The 25,026-nt window shown below is 47.3% G+C and carries 19 protein-coding genes and 1 tRNA gene; 9 read left to right on the top strand and 11 right to left on the bottom strand.

All coding sequences use genetic code 11. The annotated features are described in order from the left end of the window. The first annotated feature begins 45 nt into the window (after positions 1-45). Positions 46-117 (top strand) — tRNA-Gln (locus QUA47_RS10590). 269 nt (positions 118-386) lie between these two features. Here the strand turns inward: QUA47_RS10590 and QUA47_RS10585 are convergent. Further along, on the bottom strand, positions 387-1,889 hold the full coding sequence (locus QUA47_RS10585) for a serine hydrolase (RefSeq protein ID WP_333430706.1): 1,503 nt from the start codon (positions 1,887-1,889) through the stop codon (positions 387-389). A gap of 180 nt (positions 1,890-2,069) precedes the next feature. Here QUA47_RS10585 and QUA47_RS10580 point away from each other — a divergent pair, with 180 nt between their 5' ends. Continuing rightward, on the top strand, positions 2,070-3,176 hold the full coding sequence (locus QUA47_RS10580) for an N-acetylmuramoyl-L-alanine amidase-like domain-containing protein (RefSeq protein WP_333430705.1): 1,107 nt from the start codon (positions 2,070-2,072) through the stop codon (positions 3,174-3,176). A 177-nt stretch (positions 3,177-3,353) separates the two neighbouring features. Here QUA47_RS10580 and QUA47_RS10575 read toward each other — a convergent pair whose 3' ends face one another. Together QUA47_RS10575 and QUA47_RS10570 are read right to left on the bottom strand one after the other, a co-directional pair. Next, positions 3,354-4,772: a D-alanyl-D-alanine carboxypeptidase gene (locus QUA47_RS10575; protein WP_445302501.1), complete on the bottom strand. Its 1,419-nt coding sequence runs from the start codon at positions 4,770-4,772 to the stop codon at positions 3,354-3,356. 426 nt (positions 4,773-5,198) lie between these two features. Next, a complete protein-coding gene (locus QUA47_RS10570) occupies positions 5,199-5,534 on the bottom strand; it encodes a ribbon-helix-helix domain-containing protein (RefSeq protein ID WP_039886507.1) in 336 nt (111 codons plus the stop codon). Between the two features lie 567 nt (positions 5,535-6,101). On the opposite strand from QUA47_RS10570, the gene QUA47_RS10565 reads away from it, so the two are divergent. Further along, entirely contained in the window at positions 6,102-6,617 is a 516-nt protein-coding gene (locus QUA47_RS10565) for an HNH endonuclease (RefSeq protein ID WP_190660760.1), read from the top strand. Between the two features lie 247 nt (positions 6,618-6,864). Continuing rightward, complete coding sequence (locus tag QUA47_RS10560) at positions 6,865-7,263, top strand: alr0857 family protein (protein WP_190736061.1); 399 nt, start codon at positions 6,865-6,867, stop codon at positions 7,261-7,263. A gap of 110 nt (positions 7,264-7,373) precedes the next feature. Here QUA47_RS10560 and QUA47_RS10555 read toward each other — a convergent pair whose 3' ends face one another. From QUA47_RS10555 to QUA47_RS10535, 5 genes are all read right to left on the bottom strand, one after another. Continuing rightward, a complete protein-coding gene (locus tag QUA47_RS10555; protein ID WP_333430704.1) occupies positions 7,374-11,459 on the bottom strand; it encodes a CHAT domain-containing protein in 4,086 nt (1,361 codons plus the stop codon). Positions 11,460-11,545: 86 nt separating this feature from the next. After that, positions 11,546-12,334 (bottom strand): WD40 repeat domain-containing protein, encoded by a 789-nt coding sequence (locus QUA47_RS10550; RefSeq protein ID WP_333430703.1) that lies wholly within the window; start codon positions 12,332-12,334, stop codon positions 11,546-11,548. A 582-nt stretch (positions 12,335-12,916) separates the two neighbouring features. Beyond that, positions 12,917-15,037 carry a ShlB/FhaC/HecB family hemolysin secretion/activation protein gene (locus tag QUA47_RS10545; RefSeq protein ID WP_333430702.1) on the bottom strand — a complete coding sequence of 707 codons (2,121 nt, stop codon included), beginning with the start codon at positions 15,035-15,037 and terminating at the stop codon, positions 12,917-12,919. Between the two features lie 24 nt (positions 15,038-15,061). Next, positions 15,062-15,304: a hypothetical protein gene (locus QUA47_RS10540; protein WP_333430701.1), complete on the bottom strand. Its 243-nt coding sequence runs from the start codon at positions 15,302-15,304 to the stop codon at positions 15,062-15,064. 168 nt (positions 15,305-15,472) lie between these two features. Then, positions 15,473-16,342 carry a DUF928 domain-containing protein gene (locus tag QUA47_RS10535; RefSeq protein ID WP_333430700.1) on the bottom strand — a complete coding sequence of 290 codons (870 nt, stop codon included), beginning with the start codon at positions 16,340-16,342 and terminating at the stop codon, positions 15,473-15,475. A gap of 422 nt (positions 16,343-16,764) precedes the next feature. Between QUA47_RS10535 and QUA47_RS10530 the strand changes: the two genes are divergently transcribed. Further along, positions 16,765-18,456 carry a transglutaminase domain-containing protein gene (locus QUA47_RS10530; protein ID WP_333213987.1) on the top strand — a complete coding sequence of 564 codons (1,692 nt, stop codon included), beginning with the start codon at positions 16,765-16,767 and terminating at the stop codon, positions 18,454-18,456. Between the two features lie 108 nt (positions 18,457-18,564). After that, on the top strand, positions 18,565-18,705 hold the full coding sequence (locus QUA47_RS10525) for a hypothetical protein (protein WP_190660773.1): 141 nt from the start codon (positions 18,565-18,567) through the stop codon (positions 18,703-18,705). Positions 18,706-19,125: 420 nt separating this feature from the next. On the opposite strand, the gene QUA47_RS10520 is transcribed toward QUA47_RS10525, so the two are convergent. Both QUA47_RS10520 and QUA47_RS10515 read right to left on the bottom strand, forming a co-directional pair. Next, positions 19,126-20,112 carry an aldo/keto reductase gene (locus QUA47_RS10520; protein ID WP_333430699.1) on the bottom strand — a complete coding sequence of 329 codons (987 nt, stop codon included), beginning with the start codon at positions 20,110-20,112 and terminating at the stop codon, positions 19,126-19,128. 143 nt (positions 20,113-20,255) lie between these two features. Next, positions 20,256-21,149: an alpha/beta fold hydrolase gene (locus tag QUA47_RS10515; RefSeq protein ID WP_333185461.1), complete on the bottom strand. Its 894-nt coding sequence runs from the start codon at positions 21,147-21,149 to the stop codon at positions 20,256-20,258. Between the two features lie 697 nt (positions 21,150-21,846). On the opposite strand from QUA47_RS10515, the gene QUA47_RS10510 reads away from it, so the two are divergent. Continuing rightward, a complete protein-coding gene (locus QUA47_RS10510) occupies positions 21,847-22,335 on the top strand; it encodes an anti-sigma regulatory factor (RefSeq protein WP_333430698.1) in 489 nt (162 codons plus the stop codon). Positions 22,336-22,599: 264 nt separating this feature from the next. Here QUA47_RS10510 and QUA47_RS10505 read toward each other — a convergent pair whose 3' ends face one another. Continuing rightward, on the bottom strand, positions 22,600-22,875 hold the full coding sequence (locus tag QUA47_RS10505; protein ID WP_006631172.1) for a DUF6439 family protein: 276 nt from the start codon (positions 22,873-22,875) through the stop codon (positions 22,600-22,602). A 214-nt stretch (positions 22,876-23,089) separates the two neighbouring features. Here QUA47_RS10505 and QUA47_RS10500 point away from each other — a divergent pair, with 214 nt between their 5' ends. Then, positions 23,090-23,455 (top strand): DUF2203 domain-containing protein, encoded by a 366-nt coding sequence (locus QUA47_RS10500; RefSeq protein WP_333213981.1) that lies wholly within the window; start codon positions 23,090-23,092, stop codon positions 23,453-23,455. Positions 23,456-23,568: 113 nt separating this feature from the next. Next, positions 23,569-24,960: an asparagine--tRNA ligase gene (asnS, locus tag QUA47_RS10495; protein WP_333287421.1), complete on the top strand. Its 1,392-nt coding sequence runs from the start codon at positions 23,569-23,571 to the stop codon at positions 24,958-24,960. Positions 24,961-25,026: the final 66 nt, after the last annotated feature.

The following is a 25,026-nucleotide window of genomic DNA, read 5'->3' as shown; positions in this document are numbered from 1 at the left end:
ACAGATTCCAGTGTTTGAATGTTAAGATAGTGAAGGTTAAGACGTTGGGGCGTCGCCAAGTGGTAAGGCAGCTGGTTTTGGTCCAGCCATTCAGAGGTTCGAATCCTTTCGCCCCAGTTAAATTGTGTTCGGTCAATCAATTATTTAACTGATAGTTTAGAGTCACCGCTCGTCCGACGAGAGAAAAACGACTGCCTAACTACAAACCTAATTAGGGGTTGCTCACAGGATATAAGAAACCGGGTTTCTTGCTGCGGATTTGGCCTAAAAGCGTAGATTTGCGATAGAGAAATCGGTTTCTTTGCTCACCAGTGCGGATTTTTGGCCCAAACACGTTGTTTTGCCTAAGTCCTCCTCCAAAAAGAGTGAACCCGCCCTACTCGCTCTCACGGCAAACTGCTGGGCCCGCGAGCATTTAGCCGATCGAAAACGTATCGGGAAATTGCCGGAAATGCTGTTTCGTCCTTGGCATAAGCCGGATCGTCTGCGAAAACAACTAAGATATAAATCGCGCGATCGTCTAAAGTTCTGACAAATGCCGCTTCGCTGCGGGATTTGGAAGTATAGCCTACTTTGGAACCAAAATAAATATTAGTTGGTAAAGATTCGCCTAGAAATCCTTGTATGGAGTTGCTGGGGTCATTTTTCCATGCTTTGGGGTCTAAGTCTCTCGTCAGCAAGTAAGCCATTTTGCGGCTGGCGACGCTGGAAACGGCTTGCCTAGTATAGATTTCATATATTAATCTGGCGGCTTGGTCGGTAGTTACTTGATTGCGAATCGGCTGGGAAGGATCGCCCCGCAATTGCAAGTCGCGACCGATTGGACCTTCTTGTTTTAAATAGTGTATGGGATAATTTTTGGTGGTTATACGAATATCATTGTATCCTGCTGACTGGAAAAAACTGTTAATTTGATTGCGCTTTTTCAGCCAGGTTTGCAATTCTTCTCCTGCGAGCCGTCCCCCGGATTTTGTATCTGTGATTTGGTCTAAAATTCGGCTAGCAGCATCGTTGTTCGAGACGCGAACCATTTGTTCTAGATCGTTCGTAAAGGCAGATTCTCTTTGCGTAATGATGCCTTTTTCTAGGGCTGAGTAAAAGGCTGCCATCCAAAATAACTTGGCAACGCTAGCGGGAAATCGGAGAGTTTGATTTTGATATCCGGCGAAGCTGTGAGCTTTGGCATTGCTGACATCAAATAAGGTAATTGATAGGGGTTCTGCCGGTAGTCCTTTGCTGGTCGCAATTTTCACAGCTTCATCAACAATCCCTTGCAATTCTTGAGAATAAACTGGATTGGGAGGTGTTTTGATGTTGTAGCTAAAGGTAGGCTCGCTTTGACGATCGGCTAAATTTTCCGATGGTTCAATTGTCGGAGGCGAGAGTGTTTCTTGAGGCGAGATGGGCTGTTGAGTCAAGATGACTGGCGGTTCTGGGGGACGGCGAATTCTGAACGGTATTGTGACAATCCAACCGATCGCGATCGCTCCGGCGATTAAACACAAAATGTTACGGTATTTTAGCCGAGAAAATTTCGTCCTCACTCGGCGACGAGATGGCACTGGGCCTTCGCTGCTTTGGCGTCGGCGTCCGACTGGGCGCTGGCTGCTTTGGCGTCGGGATTGGATTAGATCTGTTGCATGAATCTTTGCTCGCTCGGTCAACTGCAGATACAAGGCAGATGAACGCAGATTAACCCAGAGAATTTCAAGAATTGAGAGCGACTTTTGCAAGAGGTCTATGGGGCGTTGGGTCTGGATTGGGCGACGAGATGGGACTCGGCGCTCGGTGCTTTGGCGTCGGGACTGGACTGGACGCTCGCTGCTTTGGCGTCGGGACTCGATTGGGCGTTGGGGCCCGATGGGGCGGCGTCGGCGTTCTACTTGCATTGCAGTTTTGTGGTATCAAACTCGCACGATCAGTTTATAATAGGGCGGCGTCTAAATGACAAGTGTGTCGATCGAGTCCGCTGTTGCCAATTTTATCTGTCTGCTAGGCTGATTTATAGTTCTAAATAATTGTAAAAATTTCAGGATAGCACTCAGTGGAAGCAAAATCCTTTGAAAAACATGAGAAATTTTGGGAGTCTGGCGGTTTTAGGATTTGCGATCGCCGGGGTAAATAATTTTTTGATCCCTGATGTTTGGGCATTTCAGTCTCAACCTGCTGCAGAATCTGTGGTCTCGCGACAAACAGAAGGACAGGGCGCGGATGTAGTGCCAGAGTTGACAGGAGAAAGGGAAAATGGGGAAGTAACAAACAAGCAAACTGTTTCCAGTTTCCCAAGTATATTTTGGGACTTCAACAATTTACCTGAAATTTCCTATTCCCATTTGCTGGAGGTGCTGGCAAGACGACCTGACTCCAATAATCCGGAGAGAGAAACCGCTGCACAACCAGAAGAGATAGCACGTTTTGAAAAGGTTGTACAGTATGCTAAACGACAAAATTTGCACGATCGCTCGATCGGAGAAATCGTCCAGGCGATCGCCGATAATTTCCGGGGAAAGCCCTACGCCGCAGGTTTGCTGGACGAATCCGGCGAAGAAAAGTTGCTCGTAACTTTGAATAAATTTGATTGCGTTTTATTTGTAGAAACTGTTTTGGCGATCGCCAGGGGCGTAGCAGTACAAGATTACGACTATCAAAATTTTGTCACTCGCATAGAAGAACAGCGGTACTTAAACGGTAAAATGAACGGTTATTGCAGCAGATTGCACTATTTTTCCGACTGGATTAACGACAATCAAAAACGGCAAACTGTGGAAAATATCACCGCTGAATTAGGTGGCGTTCCCATGAATAAAACACTAAATTTCATGAGCCAGCACCGCAGCAGTTACCCGCAAATGGTCAAAGACGAAGCAACTTATCAGTGCATAGTCAGCCAAGAAGCAGACTTAGCCAAAACTACTGTTAATTACATCCCGACAAATCGGATAAAAAGTGTTTATTCTCAGTTAAAACCAGGGGATATTGTAGCGGTAGCCACGGATGTTAAAGGATTGGATGTCACCCACACGGGTTTAGTCTACCGCAGTGCTGACGGCAATATTGGTTTAATTCACGCTTCGCCTGCTGGGGAGGTGACAGTTGCTTACGACTTGCACAGATATATTAGGAGAGTCGAAAGTGCGATCGGCATTGTAGTAGCTAGGGCGAAAACCCCTAATTAAATGGGTTTGTACTCGTAGGGTGCATTAGCTTGCATTATTTTAGCTGCAAATTCCACTTTTCTGTGCTGACACAGCCTACAAACTAAAGAAACCGCGTTTTTTGCTGAATTTACGGGCTGCAACGAAGTATTTTTGTAAAAAAACCCGGTTTCTGGGCCCCCATGCGTAAGCCTCAAATCAATTGACAATTTCGCTGCGAGATACCTTACTACTTCTAGCAGGATTTGGCGTTAATTCGGGCGGCGAAACTGGAACACTTCCCCACTCATTCAAAAAGCTTTTCAGCAAAACCTCTTGCTGAGTGCGAAATGTCTCGACATTGGCCCCGCGATTCATAATCACAAACCACACTGTTTCTTGTTTTTGAGTGGGCAATGCTCCGCCCAAAGCGCTAACATTATCCAACGTGCCAGATTTAACTACTGCTAATTTGGGAAGCGCCCGTTCTGCCAGTATTCCTTCATCTTTCCCAACAACAGTTAAGACATCAGCAACTGTCATGCTGTAAGGTTGAAGATAGCGTTCTAAAGCTATAAATAACGCACAAGCAGCCCGGGGAGAAATGAGATTTTCTTCGCTCAATCCCGAACCGTTGACGAGTTGAATTTCTGCGGGAGGAACTCCGGTTGCTGCTGCTGCTTTTTGCGCGACTGTTTTGGCGCCGCCGACAGTATCAGCTAGCATATCTGCCATGAGATTGTTGCTGTACTGATTCATTTTTTTTATCAGTTCGGCAAGGGGCAAAGAAGAATGTTTGACTACAGGCTGCACGTCATTGGGAGGTGCTGACAAAACTTTTACAGTACCCTCAATTGCTATTTGGGGTTTTAGCGTATTTGGAGGTAGTGTTTGATACTGGGCGGCGGCTTCGCTGGGCCAGATTTCACTGTTCAATCCTTGTTTGAGCAATTCTCCAGATTTGAGGGGATCAAGTTCAAAATTCATGTAAAACTTATCAACAATTATCAAATTGCCACTGACTCGCTTAATCCCTTTTTGATTTAAGGCGTTACCGAGGGCGATCGCCTCTTCCCAAACAAACAACGGATCGGCGCTTCCCTGAACTATTAAATCGCCTTTTAATACGCCGTTTTCAATTTTTCCAGTTGTACCAATTAAGGTAATAAATTGATGTTCCGGCCCGAATTCTTGCAGTGCTACCAGAGATGTTGCTACTTTGGTAATAGAAGCGGCAGACAGAGGAACTGTACCTTGATGATTGGCTAACAAAGTATTGCCCGATTGCATCCAGATCCCTTGGTCTTCTTTGGCCAAACCTTGGGCTGCCAACCCGTTGAGATATTGCTGGATTTTGGTATTTGTGGGGGTTTCGGGATTCTTAGCAGAGACTATTAAGGGCTGAGGCTGACTTGGTTTAACTGGCGGCGGGGAAGATTCAGCTACAGGAGAGGGAGATGCAAGTTGAGGTGATTCAGTAGCGGCGCATCCGGCAATAATTGTGAGAAGGGCGATCGAACTCGCAGCGGTCAAGTAGCGGTTTTTCAGCATTACTTTAATTTTTTTCATCAAATGTACGATCGTCTGTTCGGCACGCCCGATGGAAATTTTAGCACTAGCCCGCGCGTTTTGGAGCATCCGGAGCTGCGTTACCCGAATTGCGAACTGCTAACATTAGCTATCTTCTTCTCCATCTTTCTTCGCGCTGTTCGCGTCTTCGGGGTTGGTTAAATAAATATTGTTTAAATACTGCGGGATTTTATACCAATAGCCCGGACTGTTTTTAGTTCGTAATCTGAAACCCTGAATTTTCGTTGGTAGCTCGATTGCCTTGGAGCCTTGAAACCCTTATTCTACGGTTGGTAATCAAAAAATGTTTGAAGTATTGTTATACCAGTTCCCAAAAGCAATGCAACTCTAGGCAAGCTCCCAACCCTTATCTTATAAGTCATTGCCAATTCTAAAATCTAAAATCTAAAATCTAAAATCTAAAATAGTATGATCTTCAGCGCCTGGGGCCTTCACCCCAGGCCGATCGCTCTGACAAATTTTCGATAAACTGGTTTATCCAGCCATACTCCCTATACTCAGCGGCACCATTTCGCCGTGCATCGTCAGGCCTAATAACATCGGCCCGCCCGGTCGAATCAACTCTCCTGTAAGCGCGCAGCGTTCCTCCTGCTGTGCTGTGGCATTAATGCTGGCTCGAATATCCGATCGAGAAAACATCTGCCGATACTCTCCAGACTTCTGCTGCACGTAATTCCAGAGCAAATCTCGAATCAAAGCTTGATAGCCTTGATTGCCTGCGAGCTCTTTAAGTCTCTCTTTGAGCTCTCTTTCGAGTCGAATGCTGGTGACTTCCATTTCGGTGGTTGAGGTTCTAGGTAGGGTATGCATAATTTTTTCTCCGTGACGGGTGGACATATGTGTAATATCAGTGTAGTATGTTTACAGCTAGATTTAAAGCTCTCTTACCACTTTCTGCCTGCTGTGAAATTTCTCCCCACCTACTCCACCTATCAACTGAAGTGCGATCGCCCCAGGGGTCGCTCCGAGTCGTTACGGCACGTCTTTAGGACGGGTTTTGCGACTGTCGCAGCGACCTCGTGGGCGGGCTTGGGCCTAAATAAACACGGTTATAGTGGATTAGGACAAATTGCAGAAATTAATTACAACGAGGTAGACCGGGACGGTCTGCAAGTGGCACAGCCATATCGAGATACGCGAAGCGGGAGGTACAGCTAAACGACTGTACCAAGACAGGATGAAAATTTGCCTTTAGCAGTTTTTCTAGCCCCCGCTTCTAAGTAAGAGAAGCGGGGGCATTTGATTGGATATTTGAGAAATTCGATCCGCTTGGGGAACTGGCAAAAAACCAGATGTAGCCAATGCTGACGAAGCACCCAAAATTCAAAATTTACAATCCAAAATCTAAAATCCAAAATTGACGAGGAGGAGCAAGCCGTGACCGTAGTAACTGATGTATTGAGGCAATCTGTGGTGGTGTTTTCTCAGAATTACCTACCAATGAGCCGTGTCAACATCAAACGGGCGATCGTACTGTTGGTAACAGGCAAGGCTGAACCTCTGGATTTTAGCATCGGCAACGGCTGGCTGGTGCGATCGCCCAGCACCAGCATCCACGTACCCGAACAAATCCGCTTGACTTTTGGTAACAGGGAACGCCTGTGGAAAGTGCCCCCGGTCAATCGCCGGGAAGTTCTGCGCCGCGACGCTCATTCTTGCCAATACTGCGGTAGCAACCGACATTTGACGCTGGATCACGTGATGCCTCGATCGAAGGGCGGCCCGCATACTTGGGACAATGTGGTGACTGCTTGCGAACGGTGCAACTCTCGTAAGGGCGATCGAACTCCCATAGAAGCCGGAATGTCTCTGCGAACTAAGCCGAAGGCCCCCATACACCCCACTGTTGCTTTTGCCGAACTGTTTTGGCACGAATATCAAATAGGGGAATAGGGAATTGGGCATGGGGCATGGGCCAAACAGGTAATTGGTAATTGGTAATTGGTAATAGCTAATAGTTAATAGCTAATTCAGTCCTGTAATTGAAAAGGATTTTAGGTCGCAATAGCAAACTTTTCATTCCGACCTATCCAATGCCCGATGCTCAATTCCCAATTCCCGATGCCCGATGCCCAATTCCCAATTCCCAATTCCCGATTTTCAATTTTAAACTTTCAATTCCAAATTTAGGGCTGTCAATATGCTGAAGTTGACTTACACTGAAACGGGCTTTAACCTGGAGCGTTTGGCTCAATCTCCCGAACAGTTAGTGGCGCTGCGAGTTGTGCTGGCTATGCGAGTTGGTCAAAGCATCAGCGTCGAACCGAGCACTGCGGCATTTTTGCTGCCCGCGAATTTGCCGGCGTTACCTCTGTTGGAATCTGAGGCCCGCCGAAACGACAACGATGCGATCGAGCTTTGTGTTGCTGATGCTGACTTTGTAGAAGTGACTCTGCGCGGTACGTGGATTTCTGGCGCGTCTGAGGGGGCTGACGGCGTGTTTGCGACTGTTTTGGGCGATCGGGTCGAGTTCTTGCTGCTGAAACTCTGGCTCGAAACTCAGGCTGCTGCGGAGGTTGTTGGGGAAGTCGGCGATTAATATTTGATGTTGAACAAGGAAGAGGGAAAAGGGAAGAAGCAAGAAGAAAATATTTTCTTCATATCGGACTCCCCCACTTTTTCCCCTTCTGCCGATCGTCAGTGGCGCACTCAATTCCATTCTCCTTGCAGCCCAAAAGCAGCCCAATAATAAGGAGATTGCCATTTTGGAAGCTGTAGCACTTCGATTTGCGCCGATCGCAGTGCCGCAGCAGGCGGCAATTTATCTTGGAGCATTTTTTTGTAAAATCGTGTCATCAGCTCAGAAGTTACTTGATCGTCAACACTCCAAAGAGAAACCACCACACGCGGCGCCCCCGCATACATAAACCCCCTCGTCAAACCCACCAACCCTTCTCCTTTAATTTCTTTTCCCAAACCCGTCTGACACGCGCTCAGCACCACCAATTCTGCCGGTAAATTGAGATTGAAAATATCATTCAGTCGCAAGTAGCCATTTTGTAAAGTGCCTTTCTCATCAACCAAAGAAAGTACCAATCCCGATAATTCTGGATGTTTGCTATTAGCAAATCCGTGCGTAGCGAAATGAACAATGCGATATTGAGATAAATCGGGATTGGTTGCCGTGGTACGATTAGCAGTAAAGTCAAACGCTTGTTTTTCCAAATCATCGGGAACCAAAGCCAGAATTTGCTCAGCTTCAGTTCGCGAGAAAGGTAAGCGAGTCCAATAAATTTCAGCCTCTGATGCAGATCTCTGTAATTGTTGCGCTTCCAAGGGCAGATTTTCAACAGTTTGATTCCTCGTTACCGGCGATGTACTCGTGCCTTTGAGCCGTTCATCGTCAGTGCTAAAAACTGGATCGGCAAACAAGGCGATCGTCTTTGGAGCCGGTTGACGAGTCGCCATATCCCGCCGCAGAATTGCTAAAGTTGAAGCAGAAGGCAGATTAACAATTTCATGCTTAACTATTAGCGGCGCTTCAGATTTTTCCAGAGAGAGTGCGCCAAAAGGGATGTATTGCAAGGCTCCATCCGCAACAATTAGCAAGCGCTTGTTGCCCAACTCAGAAGCAACTGGAGCGAGGATCATTTGGCTTATAAGTGCAGCCGATTCGGCAACCATTTGAGGAGAGGTTCTCGTGGTCTCTTTGGTTAAAGTATCGCGGAAATTCTTAGCCGTGGCTTCAATCTCGGTGCGAGAAGGAAGTTCGTAACTGGTGAAAGAAGTTTTCGTCACCGCCCACAAATAACTGCGTTCCTCACCCAAAGAATATTCTAAAAGTAGCGTATTGTCATCGATTACCTGTTGTTGAATTTGTTGCAGGTTGAGAGGTTCGGGATATTTTAAAGCAGCGTAACGAGGACTGCTGGCGCGAATTTTAGCTTCTGTTTGAGCGAGTTCCTTGAGAACTGTATCGATTTTTTGTTGAATTTCCTTCACAGCTTCTTGGGGAGATTGAGCGCTGACAATTTGGTATTTGCGAGTCTGAAAATCACTGAGTTGTTGTTGCAAATTTTGTTCTTGTGCTAGCAGTTGCGGGTCAACTCCTTGGCGAATATTTGCGCTCGCTTCGCTGAGGAGTTCAAGCAGACTGCGGGCGCGAGCACGTTCGCTAGCATGAAAGGCTTGTGCGTCGTAACCTTGATCTGGATTTTTCTGGTGCAGTTGCATCAACAAATCGATGTAAAACTGGTAATAATCTTGGTTGCGGGCAAAGTAAGACTGGCGCAGTTCTTGGCTAGCGATTTGAGTGCGGAGGTTTTCAATAATATTAATGGCGGTTTCGATTGGTGTTTTGGCGGCGGCGAGGTTATTTTGTTTGCGGTTTAAGATGGCAAGATTGTAGAGGATGTGCGCTTCTTCTGTTTTGTAACCGAGTTGTTGGGATAGAGATAAAGCTTGGTTATAGTTTTCAAGGGCGGTAGAATTCTGCCCTAAAGCAGCTTGTACTTTCCCCATTTGGTTGAGGATTGTGGTTTCTTTTACTTTGTCGTTTAAGTTTCGGGAGATGTTCAGGGCTTGGTTGTAGGCATTTAGGGCCGTTGACCATTCTTTTGAAGCGATGTAGGTGCTACCAATGCCAGTTAAGGCAGTAGCTTCTGCTGCTAAATTACCTGCGGGTCTGGAGATTACCAGGGCTTTGTTGTAGGAGTCTAGGGCATTTTTCCAGTTTCCTGCCGCAGCGCGAATATCACCAATGTTGTTAAGGGTGGTAGCTACTGCCCCAGGGTCATTTAAGTGATAAAACAAGCGCAACGCTTGGTTATAGTAATCTAGGGAAGTTTTCTCGTCAGCTAAATCGGTGTAGAGTTGACCGACACTGTTGAGGATGGCGGCTTCTTCTGCTTTAGCACCCCCTTGTTGTGATAAGCGCAACCCTTGATTGTACGAGTCTAGGGCAGATTGAAATTGTCCGAAATTGGCGTAAATTTTACCCATTGATAAAAGAGTGAGTGCCGCTTGGACGTAGTTTCGATCCACGCGATAGAGTGCGAGGGCTTCTTCTAACTTTTGAAGTGCGAGTTGTCTAGATTCGATGGTTCCTTGAGTAGAAAGTTGATTTCCTTTGATAAATGCTACTTCAGCAGCAGAAACTTTTATTCCTGCGGAAATATCCCATAGACGAGCAGTGCTATCCTTACTAGAAGTGAGAATTTGCCTACCATCCGGGCTAAATTCTGCACTCTTGACCTCTTTCTCATGCCCCCAGAACACTGCCAGCAAATTACCTTGGCGATCCCATAACCGGGCGGTGTGATCCGCACTGGCAGTCAGGATTTGCTGACCATCGGGGCTAAATACTGCGCTGGTGACCGAATCCTTATGCCCCTGCAACACAGCCAAGAGATTACCTTGGAGATCCCATAATCGGGCGGTTTTATCATTAATGGCAGTCGTCAGGATTTGCCGACCATCCGGGCTAAATGCTGCACTCTCGACCCAACTGTTGACCAAATTATCTGCCCAGAATTCTGCCACGAGATTACCTTGGCGATCTAATAACCGGAGCGGATCGACTTTATTATGCGTGATCATCAAGATGTGGCGACCATCTGGGCTAAATTTTGCTGTGAACCCATCCTCATGCCCGCCCAACACAGCTAGGAGATTACCTTGGCGATCCCATAACAGACCAACCTCTGCACCCTCATTATAGCTGGTAGTCAAGATGTGCCGACCATCCGAGCTAAATACTGCACTGATGACATTACTCTCATGCCCCCGCAACACAGCCAGGAGATTACCTTGGCGATCCCATAACCGAGCGGTTTTATCTCTATCACTACCGATTGTCAGGATTTGCTGACCATCCGGGCTAAATTTTGCAATTCTGACCAAACCCTCATGCCCTCCCAACACAGCCAGGAGATTACCTTGGCCATCCCATAACCGAGCGGTTTTATCATCATTACTGAAAGTCATCGTTTGCTGAACATCGAAGGGTAATGATGATTCAATTCGGAGCGAATCCTCATGCGCCCGCAACACAGCTAGGAGATTACCCTGACTATCCCACAACCGGGCGGTGTTACTACTGTCCGTCAAGATGTACCGACCATCGGGGCTAAATTCTGCACTGCTGACCTCTTCCTCATGCTCCCGCAACACAGCCAGGAGATTACCTTTGCGATCCCATAATTGGGCGGTCCGATCATTACTGAAAGCCAAGATTTGCTGACCATCCGGGCTAAATTTTGCATTGTAGGCGGAAACATTGTCGTCCCCCAACACAGCCACTTGAGCGTTATTCTTAGACACGCCTCCCTGAAAGCTTTGCAGAGCAGTCATTTGTTCGGATTGGGCGGAAACATTGTCGTCCCCCAACACAGCCACTTGAGCGTTATTCTGAGCGACTCCTTCGTGCAAGGTTTTCAGAGCAGTCATTTGCGCGGATTGGGCAGCGATCGCATCTGATACATCCCATAACCGGGCGGTGTTACTACTGGCCGTCAAGATTTGCCGACCATCGGGGCTAAATTCTGCTCCGGGGATCGAGAGCAACTCCTCCTGCCCCCGCAACACAGCTAGGAGACTACCTTTGATATCCCACAACCAGACAGTGTTATCCCCACTGGCAGCCAAGATTTGCCCACCATCGGGGCTAAATTTTGCCCTCATGGCGGAATCGTCCCCCAACACAGCCAGGAAATTACCTTGGCGATCCCATAACCCGGCGACGCTTCCGCTAGTCAAGATGTGCCTACCATCCGGGCTAAATTTTGCATTAGTCATCCTCAAAGTCACATGGGACTCCAACGAAGTCAGGCGATTACCCTTGCTATCCCACAACACGGGGGCTGCAGTCTTAAACCAAGTAGTCAGGATGTGCATACTATCAGGGCTAAATTCTGCACTTGCGATCCCGCCGCTAGATTCTCCAGGTGCGGCCTTACCTGCGATCTCACCTCCCCCCCCCCCAACACAGTCAGAAGATTACCTTTGCGATCCCACAACCGAGCGCTATCATCGCGACTGCCCGTCAAGATTTGCCGACCATCGGGGCTAAATGCTGCACTTGTGACCCCATCTTTATGCCCCCGTAACACAGTCAGGAGATTACCTTTGCTATCCCACAACCGGGCGGTTTTATCCTCACTGGCAGTCAAGATTTGCTGACCATCCGAGCTAAATACTGCACTTCTGACCCTCCCCTCATGCCCCCGCAACACAGCCAGGAGATTACCTTTGCTATCCCACAACCGGGCGGTGTGATCCCCACTAGCAGTCAAGATTTGCTGACCATCCGAGCTAAATACTGCACTTGTGACCCCATCTTTATGCCCACGCAACACAGCCAAGAGATTACCCTTGCTATCCCACAAGCGGGCGGTTCTATCGCTACTAGCAGTCAATATGTGCCGACCATCCGGACTAAATACTGCACTGTGGATTGAATTTTCATGCCCCATAAACATGGCGACTTGTCCGCCAAATGCTTGCACGGGTTGCTGCGTTTCTGATGCGCCTGGGTTTTCTGTCGCCGGTGATTGGGATGGCGTGGGAATCCTGGGTTGGCCGCTGATCGGGATGCTGTAGGTAGTAGCGAATACCACTCCCATCACCAGAGGGAGACAGCGATGCACTTTTCGGTATTTATCTGGCAGCATAATTGTTTGTTGGAAGAGTTAAGAATTGGGAGAGGGGGGTCAACTGAACCTTTCTCTAGCGAATCCGTAAAAGTCAAAAGCTATAGTTGCTTTTTGGATAGGCAAATCTCCTTACCGTTGGCTCATTTTTTACTGAGGTCATTAAAATTAAGATGGGCTGGGCGTTAGTTGTCAGAAAAAAATATTTATGTTAAGGACAAACTCTATCATTTTTCATAATCTTTGTCTGTCATTGGCTGCGTCAAAGATGAGGAAAAGACGTTAAGGGCAGTAACTTGAATCGGCGGCGCGGCGTTGGCTCGTCGATGTTATTATCTTTTGACTGGCTGACTGTCGTTTGTAAAGCGAGCTGATTTTTCTCAAGGGACAGCTACCTGGGTGTAATACCAACTCCGGTAGCGTGGGAATTAATATTACCCCCAGTCAGGACACCGCGAGCGCCTAAGTCCTCATATGCTGCACCATTCTCAATTAGCCTTTTAGGAACAGGCTGTCCGGCCTGTTCCACAAGAAAATTTATATTTTGTGGAACAGGCCGGACAGCCTGTTGCTGACAATGCTGCCAGATATCAGTAAGTCCCTTTAGGGTGTATAAATTATATTGAAGTAAATGCCCTTATCTTGCAGATTATCGCCTTTATCGCTAATTCTCACCAATGGGAAAGCGTAATCTACGCGCAAGTTCACCCGCTGTATCGGTTCCCAGATTACCCCCAAACCCACACCTGCTAAAAATGTCTCATTGGTTAATTTATTAGGATTGTTCGCAACGTTCAACACCATACCGGCATCCAAAAAAGGAGCCAATTGAAGTTTGGGATTTCCCGAAGCATCGCGCTGCAAAGTAATCCGATCCTCGATCGAAACTCTGAAGCCGTTATCCCCAGAACGGACATTTTGGCGGTAGCCGCGCAAAGATTGCCCGCCGCCAATTACAAATTGCTGTGAAGGCAACAAACTATTAGCTGACAACTGTAAGTCTGCCTGCAAAATTAATAAATGTTTGTCATTCAATCGCTGTACTCGCTGCACTTGACCCAGCCAACTAAAAAATTGTCCGTCGGGATCTGAACCTTCGTTTTGAGTAGCATCAAACAAGCTAGTGCCGATCGTAAATTGCGATCGCACGGCCCAAGCACCCTGCGGGTCGCGCCGAATGTAGTCCTGTCCCAGCTTAATTGCGCTCGTAGTGGTGACACCATTGGAGTCCGGGCCGATGCCAAAAGGAGTCGGTTCGCCGCCCACAAAAGTTCTACCTGTCTGATAAGTAAAACCGGCAGATAAGGCAAATTCTTCGATCGGCGTTCTCCGCAGCGGCTGGCGGTAACTAACTTCAAATAAATGCGATTTTCCTGAAATGTCAAAAGCGTCAAAAGGTTCTTGTACGATACTGTTGCGGTTCGGCGCCGCCCTCAATTGCAAAGTGCCGTTCATCGCATTTAGCGGCACGCGATAGCTGAAATCAAACACATCTGAATCCCCCAGCGATCGATAATAAGCCCCTGCCAGTTCGTCGCCATTTCCTGTTATATTGCGGTGCCGCAAACTAACCCCCAATCTTTCGGAACCGACACTGGGAGGCGAGTAATTATCAATGCTGAAAGTAGGTTGAAACGGATTAGCTTCCGAGACTCGGACGATCAGAATGCTCTCGCCTTCCTTATCCCCAGCCCGCAGACTGGCTTCTACATTGTCAAATAAAGGATCGACTCGCAGCAGCCGGAGTTGGTCTTCTAATGAAGCTGTGCTTAAAGGCATTCCGGCACCGAGTCGAATCCGGCTGCGGATGTAACTTGGATTCAATCTTTTAGTTCCTTCTACCTCAATTCTGGCTAGCTGGCCTTCAATCACTTGAATTTGGACTACCCCTGCGGTGATAGTTTGGGGTGGCAAGACTGCTCTCGAAGTGATGTAGCCACGATTGAGGTAAATTTCGGTAATTTTGTCGGCGATTTGTTTGAGCTGTTCTAGGGTGGCAGAACGGCCCTCTAACGGGTTGACTAAGGCATTAATTTCGTCTTGGCTTAAAATTGTGCTGCCAACTACTTGAATTTTCTGCACCTCAATAGGTGTATTCGGCAGCGTTGGGGGAACTGGCGACGGGGACGCCGGCGCTACTGTGGGCGGTACTTGGGGAGGTTCTGGGGAAGGCTGCGGGGCCGGTTGCAGAAATCGATCGCGATTTGGATCTTGTTCCGTCGGCGGCGGTGGCAGGTTTGGAGGCAGCGAGGGTTGGTTCTGGGCTAAAACATGATTGCAATGTAGCTGGTTCTGACATTGGGGATCGTTGTCAACCAGATTTGTTTGTTCGGGCAAGATGCCCGCACCACAAGCAGTTCCATCGATTGTGGAACAGGCCTCTTGGCTGTTCTCGGCGGGGTTCGATTTTGTTTTTGGTTCAGGGTTGGTGTCGATCGAATCGGGAAACTGATTTAAGTTGGTTCCTGTTTCATCCTGCTTGATTTCCAGTTTTTGCAGTGCTAATACTTGATTGCCCCTATCTGCGGAGTTGTCAGCGGCGATGGGCAACTGAGAAATATCCTTTGTTTGGGATATAGCTTTATTGGCATAAAAGCAAGCCATCGGGAACCCAGTTAAAAGTGAAATTCCCAACCGAAATAGTGCAATATTTGCATTCGGGCGCATAATTAATAATTTCTCTAAAATAAGTTTGTCGGCTGCTTGACTATGCCAGTTTATCATTTAGTATTAGGCGAAATTTGACCATCAAAATCTCCACAGTCCGCCTTTCAAGATGGCAGAAGTCCGAACTGCCGATCGGTACACAAATTTTAATTTATTTAGGACGATCGACCAAACAACCCGGAACAGGCAAAAATCATCTGTGGTGCTGCCAAATACGGCGCTCGAAACCGAGTTTTTCGTACTTGCTGCACCAGTCATACCATTTGAGATTTGAGATTTGGCAAGGACTCGCCCAATAACGGGTACTGTATCCCGAACGCTCATCAGTGTAGATCCTAAAATTTTAGACTCCTGTTCTTGCTCCCAGATTCAATGCAGCAAGTAAATCTAAAATCTAAAATTTAAAATCTAAAATCTAAAATCGACTGACTGATGGCTATCACCGTTTGGGGCTTGCCTACCGTTGCATTCTTTTTTGAAACTGGTGCTGAATTATTTTCTTGTGATAGGCGTTAACTCACTTGCGACTAAGGGTTCTTGGGATATTTTGCCGAGTTCGACTGAGTTCAACAGTGCTGACCACTTGATCGCTAAATTGGCATCACTGGGAGACTCGATACGCAATTGAGCTAGAGTTGCCAGGTACTCGTACCAGAGACGTTGTTGGGCGAAGATACTGAGCTTGGTGCGATCATCGGGCGATCGCTCCAACTCTGTTTTCACGGTTGGGGCGAGTGCGGTGCGGTTGATCCACCCGGAAACGAGAACATCATCTGTTGTATTTTTTGGGTTGCATTTGATAGTAAAGTACCATTGATAGTTTTTGCCAACTTCCAGGGCTGGCGAGTTGTCGTCGGAGCCGAGGCTGACGCTAACGATACCTGCACGGCTAGTTACCATGCGAAAACTTTTTTTGTATACTGTTTTGTCTCTTTGGTCTGCTAACTCAAACTGAACTGTTTTGTCGAGGGGTACGGGAAGGTAGTAGAAAAATGTTGGCTTTGCTGATATGGTTTGCCCCATAGTTGATTGGGGAATCAACGCAGTTAATGCAGTTGTGGCCGTGGGGCATTCTAAGCCGCGGGTTCCTCCCCCTTCACGCCTTCCCGGTACTCCGTCCTCCGGCGGTTGAAAGCTATTCCACGTGGAACCCGTTGGCTGAATGTTTGGTCTGCTTCCGCTGGATTCAGGGGGTTGAACTGTTTGCCAGTTGAGGGGTAGCTGCGGCCGTGAGGGGCGCGGGACAATGTTTGCGCGGCTGTTGAGAGCCTCTGCTGGTATTAAAAAACTACCGGCGGCAACTGCCTCTAAAGACAGAATTAAGGAAAGAGCACCGATATTTAGAGCAGACTTCAAAGCCATGACGAACCTGCCTTTTGATGAACCTAGGAACTTTATCGCACGGTTTTATTCTATCCAAGGTTTTGACGGATATAGTAATCCGTTGTACTTAATTTATATCTTCAGGCAGATACGATTATTTGGGTCGCTCTGATCAACATATAATTCTGTGTTGCGTTTGTCAGTGGTAGCTTAGTAGTTATACTTACTTTCATTCACGGCAGCAGGTTGGGTTGAGCTTGTTAAACCCAACTTTGACAAAGACTAATATTCGGGTTCTTTTAACTCTAGCAAGAGGCTACAACGCGTCTTTTCGTAAAAACACCCGGTTGATGCGTCAATCCTGAATATCAGGAAACTCGGCAATTTTGCTGGTGAACCTCAAGCGATCGGCTACAAGTTACATATCAGGTTTTCTGTACAATACCGGCAAGAAATTTAGCATGAATCTCGATTCACCTGTTCTCTCGGACAAACAGCCTTCGGGGCTGCGGATGGTAAGACCCATCGGAGTCTTGGCACTGCACGGCATTGCTTTTTTAGGAAATAGGTTGTTCGCTGTCGATCGCGCCGAAGGGCTGCTATTGGAGATCGATAGAGAAAGTGACAACACTACTGTTTTGAATCCTTATCAAACGGCTAAGTTTGCGGGCGCAACCGGGCTGGCTATTTCGGAAGATACTCTCTGGTTTGCGCGGGATGAGGATATTTGTTGCTGTCGGGGCGCAATTCGGGACGGGGCGATCGCTGAACTCAAACCGGAACATTTTGTTTCGCTTTCTTATCCTGCTGACGGGATTGCTGTTTGGAAATCTACGCTTTATGTCACTTGCCAGAGATTGGGTTCTATTCTGGTTTTTGACCTGAAAACGGGTCGGGAAATTACTCGGTTTTACGCTCCCGGTATTGGGGTAGAAAATATCACCGTCCGGGATGAGGAACTTTGGGTTTGCGACAAGACTGAGCAAACTGTTTACTGTTTGGAACGGGGAACTGGGGAGATTAAATTTAGTGTTTTGACTCCCTTTGAGTTGCCTTCTGGTTTGGCTTTTCACAAAGATTCCGAGACCGGAGAGGAGGTTCTGTACGTGGCTTATGCCGGGGATGAACTTTACATCCGGGACGACCCGAATTCGGAAGATCCTTTTCAGTTGACGAAGCGCGATCGCACTTTTATTCAGCCTTTGTCTTTCTACTACAATGAAGCTGACCGCTACGCTCTGTCAAATGGTTTTTTGATGGAAATGTCTTATGTGGAGGAACTGTCTCCTCTTGATGAGGTAGAAATCGAAAATTTGGAGTGGCGGATTGCTTTGCCTTCGGAAACTCACCGGCAAAAGGTAAGGAGCGTTACGCCTATCGGAATGCCTTTTACTGAGGAAATTCAGGAAGGGGAACGGGTGGCGGTGTTTAAGTTCGATCGGCTGCACCCTGGGGAACGCCGAATTTTTGGCTGGAAGGCTTTGTTAGAAGTTCGATCGATTAAGTATCAGTTGTCGCCTCGGGATGTCGAAAAGGTTCCGAAGCTGTCGCCGGAGTTTGCCGCTAAGTATTTGGTGGATAATGACAATTTGGCTATGGATACGGAGATTGTGCGATCGGCTGCTGTGGCTGCCATTGGCTCAGAAACTAATATTCTGAGGCAGTTACTGAGCATTCGCAATTTTGTTTACGACCAACTTTCTTACGGGATTAGGCCTCACATTGACACTCCCGATATTGTATTACGCCGCGGCATTGGTTCTTGTGGCGAGTACGTGGGGTTGTTGCTGGCTTTGGCAAGGTTGAACGGGATTGCTTGCCGCACGATCGGGCGCTACAAGTGTCCGGCTTTTGCTGACAGAAAAGGTGTGTCGCTGGAGCCGGATTTCAATCACGTTTGGCTGGAATTTTACATTCCGGGTTTTGGCTGGGTGCCGATGGAATCTAATCCTGATGATATTCAAGACAGAGGCCCTTATCCTTTGCGATTTTTTATGGGCTTGGCTTGGTATCACGTAGAAATTGGCAAGGGAATTCGGTTTCAACGTCTCACGAGCGGCGGTCTTCCTTTGAACAAGGAGGATGTTTCCGTGGGAACTCTGGCAATTAATCATGTGAGGTTTACAATTTTGGAAGATTTGCCAGCAGTTTGAATCGAGTGTTAACAATTAACAGTTAGCCGTCAACATTCAACTGTTAATTGTTAACATTTTTCATCTAAAATCGAAAGTAGAAAATGTAAAATCAGAGGAAGAGGGGTTGTGGAATTTTCGATTGCTAATATTCTAGTTTTAGTGGCCTTTGTACTGCTGGTGACGGTGACTGGCGGGGTCGCTTATTTGACTTCTGTTGAGTGGCGCGATCGCAGGCGGTTAGATAAGGCTAAACGGAAAAAAAAGTAGCTTTTTGCTGTTGACAAAGGGCCTATTTTATGATAAAAAACAAGGCGACCCAACCAGGTCGCCTTGTTTTTTATTTGAGGTATAGCAGAAGTCCGAGGGAAGTCGGAAAAAGGAAGATGCAAGAATCGCCATGGTTTCAGCAATTTAAAATGTCCTAACCGGCTTGGCGGTTGCTATATTTTCACCGCCGATCAAAGAAAGTTCGCTAACATAAACGTTGTAGGTTTGTAGTGAGGACTTGAGTTCTATTAGTTTTATGAGGAGTCACGTTCTCACTACAAAACAATTTGATTGCAGTCGTTCGTTAGCGAAGCCCTCGAAGAGGATCGCACATAAGATGATTCACCGGCAGGACGCCCGCGCCACAACAAATACACCACAACGAACACACAGGAAAAAAGGGATTTTGGAGTTGGTATTTTAAGTCCACTGTCTGAAAAATGTATTTTCTTGCCAAGCGGCGGCGGTGCGTTTTTCAAGTGCTGCCATTTCTGTTGTGTTCAGGGGTTTGAATGCTTGGGCGACTTTGAAGTTTTCTTCTAATTGCTTTACTGAGTCGGCGGCGATGACGCAGCAGTGTACGCCCGGAAGTGAAAGCGTGTAGCCCATTGCTTGGTGCATTCCATCTAAAACACCGTTCTGAAATAATTTGCCGTAAGCTGGTATTTTCATGGCTATGACGCCGATGTTTTTTGCTTTGGCTACTGGTAAAGCGCTGGTAACAAAGGAACGCGGGTGATGTTTTTCGGCGGCGTTTAGGGAGATTAATGTTGTGTCGAAAGGATAGCGCTCCAAGCCGGCGGCAATGATGGCAGGTTCGTGGTGTCCGGTGATGCCGGAAAAACGAATTATTTTTTGCTGTTTGGCTTCTTCGATCGCCTTTATTGCTCCTTTGGCACTGAAAATTTGGTCTAATTCGGCTTGGAATGAGACGTGGTGGAGTTGCCACAAGTCTAGCCGATCGGTTTTCAATCTTTTGAGCGATCGCTCTAAGTCTCTCCACGCGCCATCTCTGTCTCTGGCAGAGGTTTTTGTGGCTAGGAATAGGCGCGATCGATATGGTGGCAAAACTTTGCCTAAGTTTTCTTCGCTGGGCCCGTACTCGGCCGCCGTGTCAAAATAGCGAATGCCTAGTTCGATCGCGCGTTCAATTTGCACCGCTGCTTCTGCTTCTCTTCCCGGCTGCGACAGCGGTGTTTGTCCGGCCCCCCCCAAACCGAAAATCGGCACTTTCACCCCGGTGTTGCCTAACACTCGTTCTGGCATTTTTACTGTGGCGGCCGCCTTGTTAGTGGGTGCGGCTGCGATTTCCCGATCCTGCTGTTCGATCGCCTTAGCACCTGCAATGCTGCTGGCAACAGCTATACTGCTCAATATAAAATTGCGGCGAGTCTTTTTGCGGGTCATTGTTTCCGTCTCCTCAGAATATGTGAGAGAAATTAACCGCGTTTGTGTTGGCACAATACATAGATTTTTACCCCAAATCGGATAATTTTCCCCCTCTCCGAGGGAGGAGATGGCCGGGGGAAAATTATTTATGTGCCGATCGACTATTGGTCAATTATCCATGCCCGAATCAGTTCGTTTATCTGTTCTGGTACTTCGTCGTGCGGACAGTGACCAGCTTTGATAAAGTGTTCTGTTAACTGCGGATAGTGTTTGCGAAATTTAGCGCTTCTTTCTGTGGAATTCATCCACGGATCGCCTTCTCCCCACAGCATTAGCAACGGGCAGGTTAATTGACTAAGTAATACGTCAATTTTTTCGCCTTGGGGTGTTCGGAATACGGAAGCGAATACTTTGGGGGCACCGGGATCGCAGGAGGGAAGGTATATTTCTTCTACTAATTGGTCTGTAACGGCGCTTTGGTCGAGATATACTTTTTCTAGGGTTTTCCGAATTGTCGATCGCTGGCGCACGTACTGGAACAGCAGAAAACTTGCCCAATCTTGCTGAAATAAGGTTTTAGCTACTGCAGATATGGCTTTTTGCAAGGGCGGGGCTTCGGGTGCGGGCTGCGGTTCGCTGAAGGGGCCGGCGCTGTTGATTAATATGAGTCCGGCTGCTGATTCGGGGCGCTGGGCGGCTACACACAAGGCGGCGTAGCCTCCGAGGGAGTTGCCGGCTAGTACGGCGGGCCGGCCGATGATGTTGGTGATAAAGTCGTGGAGTTGGTCGCGCCAGAGGTCGCCGCTATACTGCAATTCGGGTTTTGCCGATCGCCCGAATCCGATCAAGTCGATCGCCCACACCTCAAAGTCTTTGCTCAGCCCGCTGATATTTTTGCGCCAGTGGTCTGTGGAGGCTCCAAAACCGTGAATTAACAGCAGGGGAGGGCGTTCTGGATGCCGATCGCTCGATCGAACGTAGTATACTGAATGCCCCCGCCACTGCCAGTAAGTGCCGGCTATGGGGGCTGTGGTGATGGCTGGGGTTGTTTGCATGATGTAAAGAAATAATTATTTACTTTAACTATTGTATCGCGACGCTCAGATTTATAAAGTTTGGCATCCGCGCCGGGGCTCCGCTAGCAAAGGATTCGTCTATGTGAGCGAGTTGGGATCTGGCGATCTTACGCACTCAGGATTAATAAGTTTTGTAACGAATATTGATTTTGTGAGGGTCGCAGCAATGGGAGATGTTTTGCCCGATCGCATTTGGGAAAATAAATCGGGTTTTGGCTGCAACATACCTAGGTATGATGATTGTGCTGTGTGGCGGTAAGAGATAGCTCTGGGGCGATGGGTGCAAAGCTTGGCGGCGAGGGTCGAACCTGATTGGTGAGGGTCAAGGGATCGACTTTTTTATAGTTATTTCCGAGCTTTTCCAGGTGGGGATCGTTTGTTCAAAAGGTGTTGACGGCTTGGGGGATGCAGCGAACCTAAGCGTTACGAGTTGGCAAAAGCTGAAATCAAAAATTTCGTGGCTGGGAGAAGTTATAAGTAAAATTACTGATGGTTCTCTGCAGAAGTTTCTCAGAATCGCTGAATATTTTGTGACGTTGTTTGCTGTTCTTAATTGCTTTGATACTCTAATATAGAAGTAGAGCTGCGCCGCTCAATTAATTAGCATTTTGAATACTAGGGAGCCAACTATGCAGGGTGTGAACTTTATCCACCTGAAAGTTAGGGAGTTTTCTGAGTGATTGCTATTTCACCCCGTCCCGTCGGACGCAATTGGATTACGATTAGCTTCGCTTCTACTCTATACCTTTGTCCTATTTTGGATCTGCTCCTAGCAGAGGTGCCAGATTACTGGCAAGCAGAATTGCGGTTGGGGCTTCAAGAAGCTTTGGTAAATGCTGCTAAGCATGGAAACAAATTAGACCCCGGTAAAACTGTTGGAGTCCGTTTTTCGATCGTCCAAAACCAATATTGGTGGGTGATATCGGATGAAGGTTCTGGCTTTAATGCCCCTTGCAGTTGTAACCTTTATACCGATGATTGCGACAGTCTCCTAGCAGAGGACGTTGCAGATGACTCTGGACTACCTCATGTGGAACAGGAATGTGGTAGGGGGTTGTTTATTCTTTACCAAATATTCGATCGGGTAGAGTGGAATGCTCAAGGTACAGAGTTACGGCTGTGCAAAGAACTTTCCAGTCGCTACCGGCTGCCTCGCTTGCGCTAGAACTGCTATTTGGCAGCAGTTTTAACCTCAGCTAAACCGGGAAAATTTTTCGTTCTCGGGCTGAAGTTTGCAGTGAGAATTTGAACGTTCTGGCTATTGATAGCTGATCATAATGCAAAATCTGAGTTTTGAGTTAAAAAAGTATAAATCTTTTGAACTCACAATCGCGCTGCTCGATCGAGCGGCGCGATTGTCTAAGTTTTGAGCGACTACTCAAGCCAAAACTCAACACCCCCAAGCGTTACGAAGAACGAAGCAATCTAATTATTTGCCGTGGGTGGGACAGGGAGGAGCCGATATCGATCGATCCAGCCATCCTGCTGCTTGGTTTAAGCGCGGGAGAGCTTCTTCGGGCTGTTTTTTGAGCAAAAAGACCAAAGCGGCCGCAGCTTGCTCGCAGGCCCGCGCGGAACGGTTGGCTTTGAGGCGGTGCCAATCTTTTTCGTGGATGGCGAGGCGCGCGGCTAGAGCTTGGGCTAGTTCTACCGTGCTCAGCTCGTTGAGGTTGACAGTTTGGGTTGTTTGTGTAGTTTCAAGCATAGGTGGTAAGGAAGAGGGAAGAAGGAAGAAGGAAGAAGGAAAATGCGATAAAATCAATGGTTTCAGCAATTAAAAACGTTTTAAATGCCGCTCAAGTTGCTATACTTATGTCTATTTGGCTAGAGTTCGTTAATTTAGAAAATATACTGCATATAATAACAACTTAATTGGAAATCGGTTTTTTTTATTATTATTGTCAGGTTTGCAGATCGAAATGCCTCAACAGCCGTCAGAGTTAAATCCGGAAGAGCAAGAAAGCGAGTTTGTTCAAGCGCTCGCAGCAGTAGAGCGATCGCTCGCGGCAGTCAAAGAACGGTACACTCAAATTCAGGTCGATCGACAGCGCCAAGTCGAACTCGGCCATCGGCGCGAAGAAATCCGCCAGTCGGGACGCCCAAATCCATTGCCGCAACTCAAAAAAGAATTGCGGGAAATTGAGCAAGAATTGGAAACTATCGAGTTGAATTTAGAAAGCAGCCTGTTTTCTTGGGGAAGCATAAAACAACCTTTTTGGCAAGCAGTTCGCTTTGGGGGACTCGGTATTTTGATCGGTTGGATTTTGAAATCCTATGCAGGTTGAACAATGTTGGGATTTTTGATTTTTTTATTTACCGCAGAGGGCGCAGAGGGCGCAGAGGAAGAGAAAAGAGATAAAGATGGTGCAAAATAAATATTAAATAAACAGGAGGGGAGATGACAAATCAACGAATTGCAGCAATTTTGCGCGCAGGTGAACCCGACGAAACTGTAACTGTTCAAGGTTGGGTTCGTACCAAACGCGAATTGAAAGAATTTGCCTTTGTGGAAGTCAACGATGGTTCGGCGATGGCTAACTTGCAAGTAGTCATAAATTCCGATTTGCCAGACTTTGAAAATGTACTGAAACAACTGAATACAGGTGCATCTTTAGAAGTGTCGGGAGTGCTGGTAGCATCTCCGGCGAAGGGACAGCGAATTGAGTTGAAAGCCTCACAAGTACAAGTTTACGGCGATGCAGACCCGCAAACTTATCCGCTGCAAAAAAAGCGCCACTCCTTTGAATTTTTGCGGACAATCGCGCATTTGCGACCGCGCACAAACACCCACGGTGCTGTCTTTCGAGTCCGCAATGCTTGTTCGGCGGCGGTACACCAATTTTTTCAAGAACGCGGTTTTTTGTGGGTTCACACTCCGATTATTGCTGCTAGCGACTGCGAAGGTGCGGGGGAAATGTTCGCCGTTACCAACTTTGATTTAAAGAATGTGCCGCGCACTGATTCGCAAGAGGTTGATTATGCTAAAGACTTTTTTGGAAAGCGCGCCTATTTAACAGTTAGCGGCCAGTTGGAAGCGGAAGTTATGGCGCTGGCTTTTGGAAATGTTTACACTTTCGGGCCGACTTTCCGAGCGGAAAATTCTAATACTTCGCGACATTTGGCTGAGTTTTGGATGATTGAACCGGAGATGGCTTTCTGCGATCTGCAGGGAAATATGGATCTGGCTGAGGCGTTTTTAAAGTACATTTTTAAATACGTTTTGGAGCAGTGCCCGGAAGATATGGAGTTTTTCAACGAGCGCATTGACAAAACGGTTTTGGCTACTGCTGAAAATATCATTAACAATCAGTTCGAGCGGATTACTTATACGGAGGCGATCGCACTTTTGGAAAAAGCCGACAAAAAGTTTGATTTTCCGGTAAGTTGGGGCTTGGATTTGCAGTCGGAACACGAGCGTTATTTGGCTGAGGACTTGTTTAAAAAGCCGACAATAGTCAGCGATTATCCCGTCGGGATTAAAGCATTTTATATGCGTTTAAACGATGACGAAAAAACGGTGCGAGCAATGGATGTTTTGGCTCCTAATATTGGGGAAATTATCGGCGGTTCGCAGCGGGAAGAAAGGCTGGATGTATTGGAGCGGCGCATGGAAGCCCAGGGTATGAATAAGGAGGAATTGTGGTGGTATTTGGATTTGCGCCGCTACGGTACTGTGCCTCACGCTGGGTTTGGTTTGGGATTTGAGCGGTTAGTGCAGTTTATGACGGGAATGGGGAATATTCGGGATGTGATTCCTTTTCCGAGAGCACCTTTGAGCATTGATTTTTAGCAAAACGTAGGGACACTCCAAGAGCCCGTTGGTGTCAACTTAACGTCAAACGTAGTATCAGTCTAC

The sequence above is a fragment of the Microcoleus sp. MON2_D5 genome (genome assembly GCF_036701905.1).
Taxonomy (GTDB): domain Bacteria; phylum Cyanobacteriota; class Cyanobacteriia; order Cyanobacteriales; family Microcoleaceae; genus Microcoleus.
The sequence above is the reverse complement of the archived record's forward strand: the minus strand, read 5'-3'. Positions and strand labels throughout refer to the sequence as shown.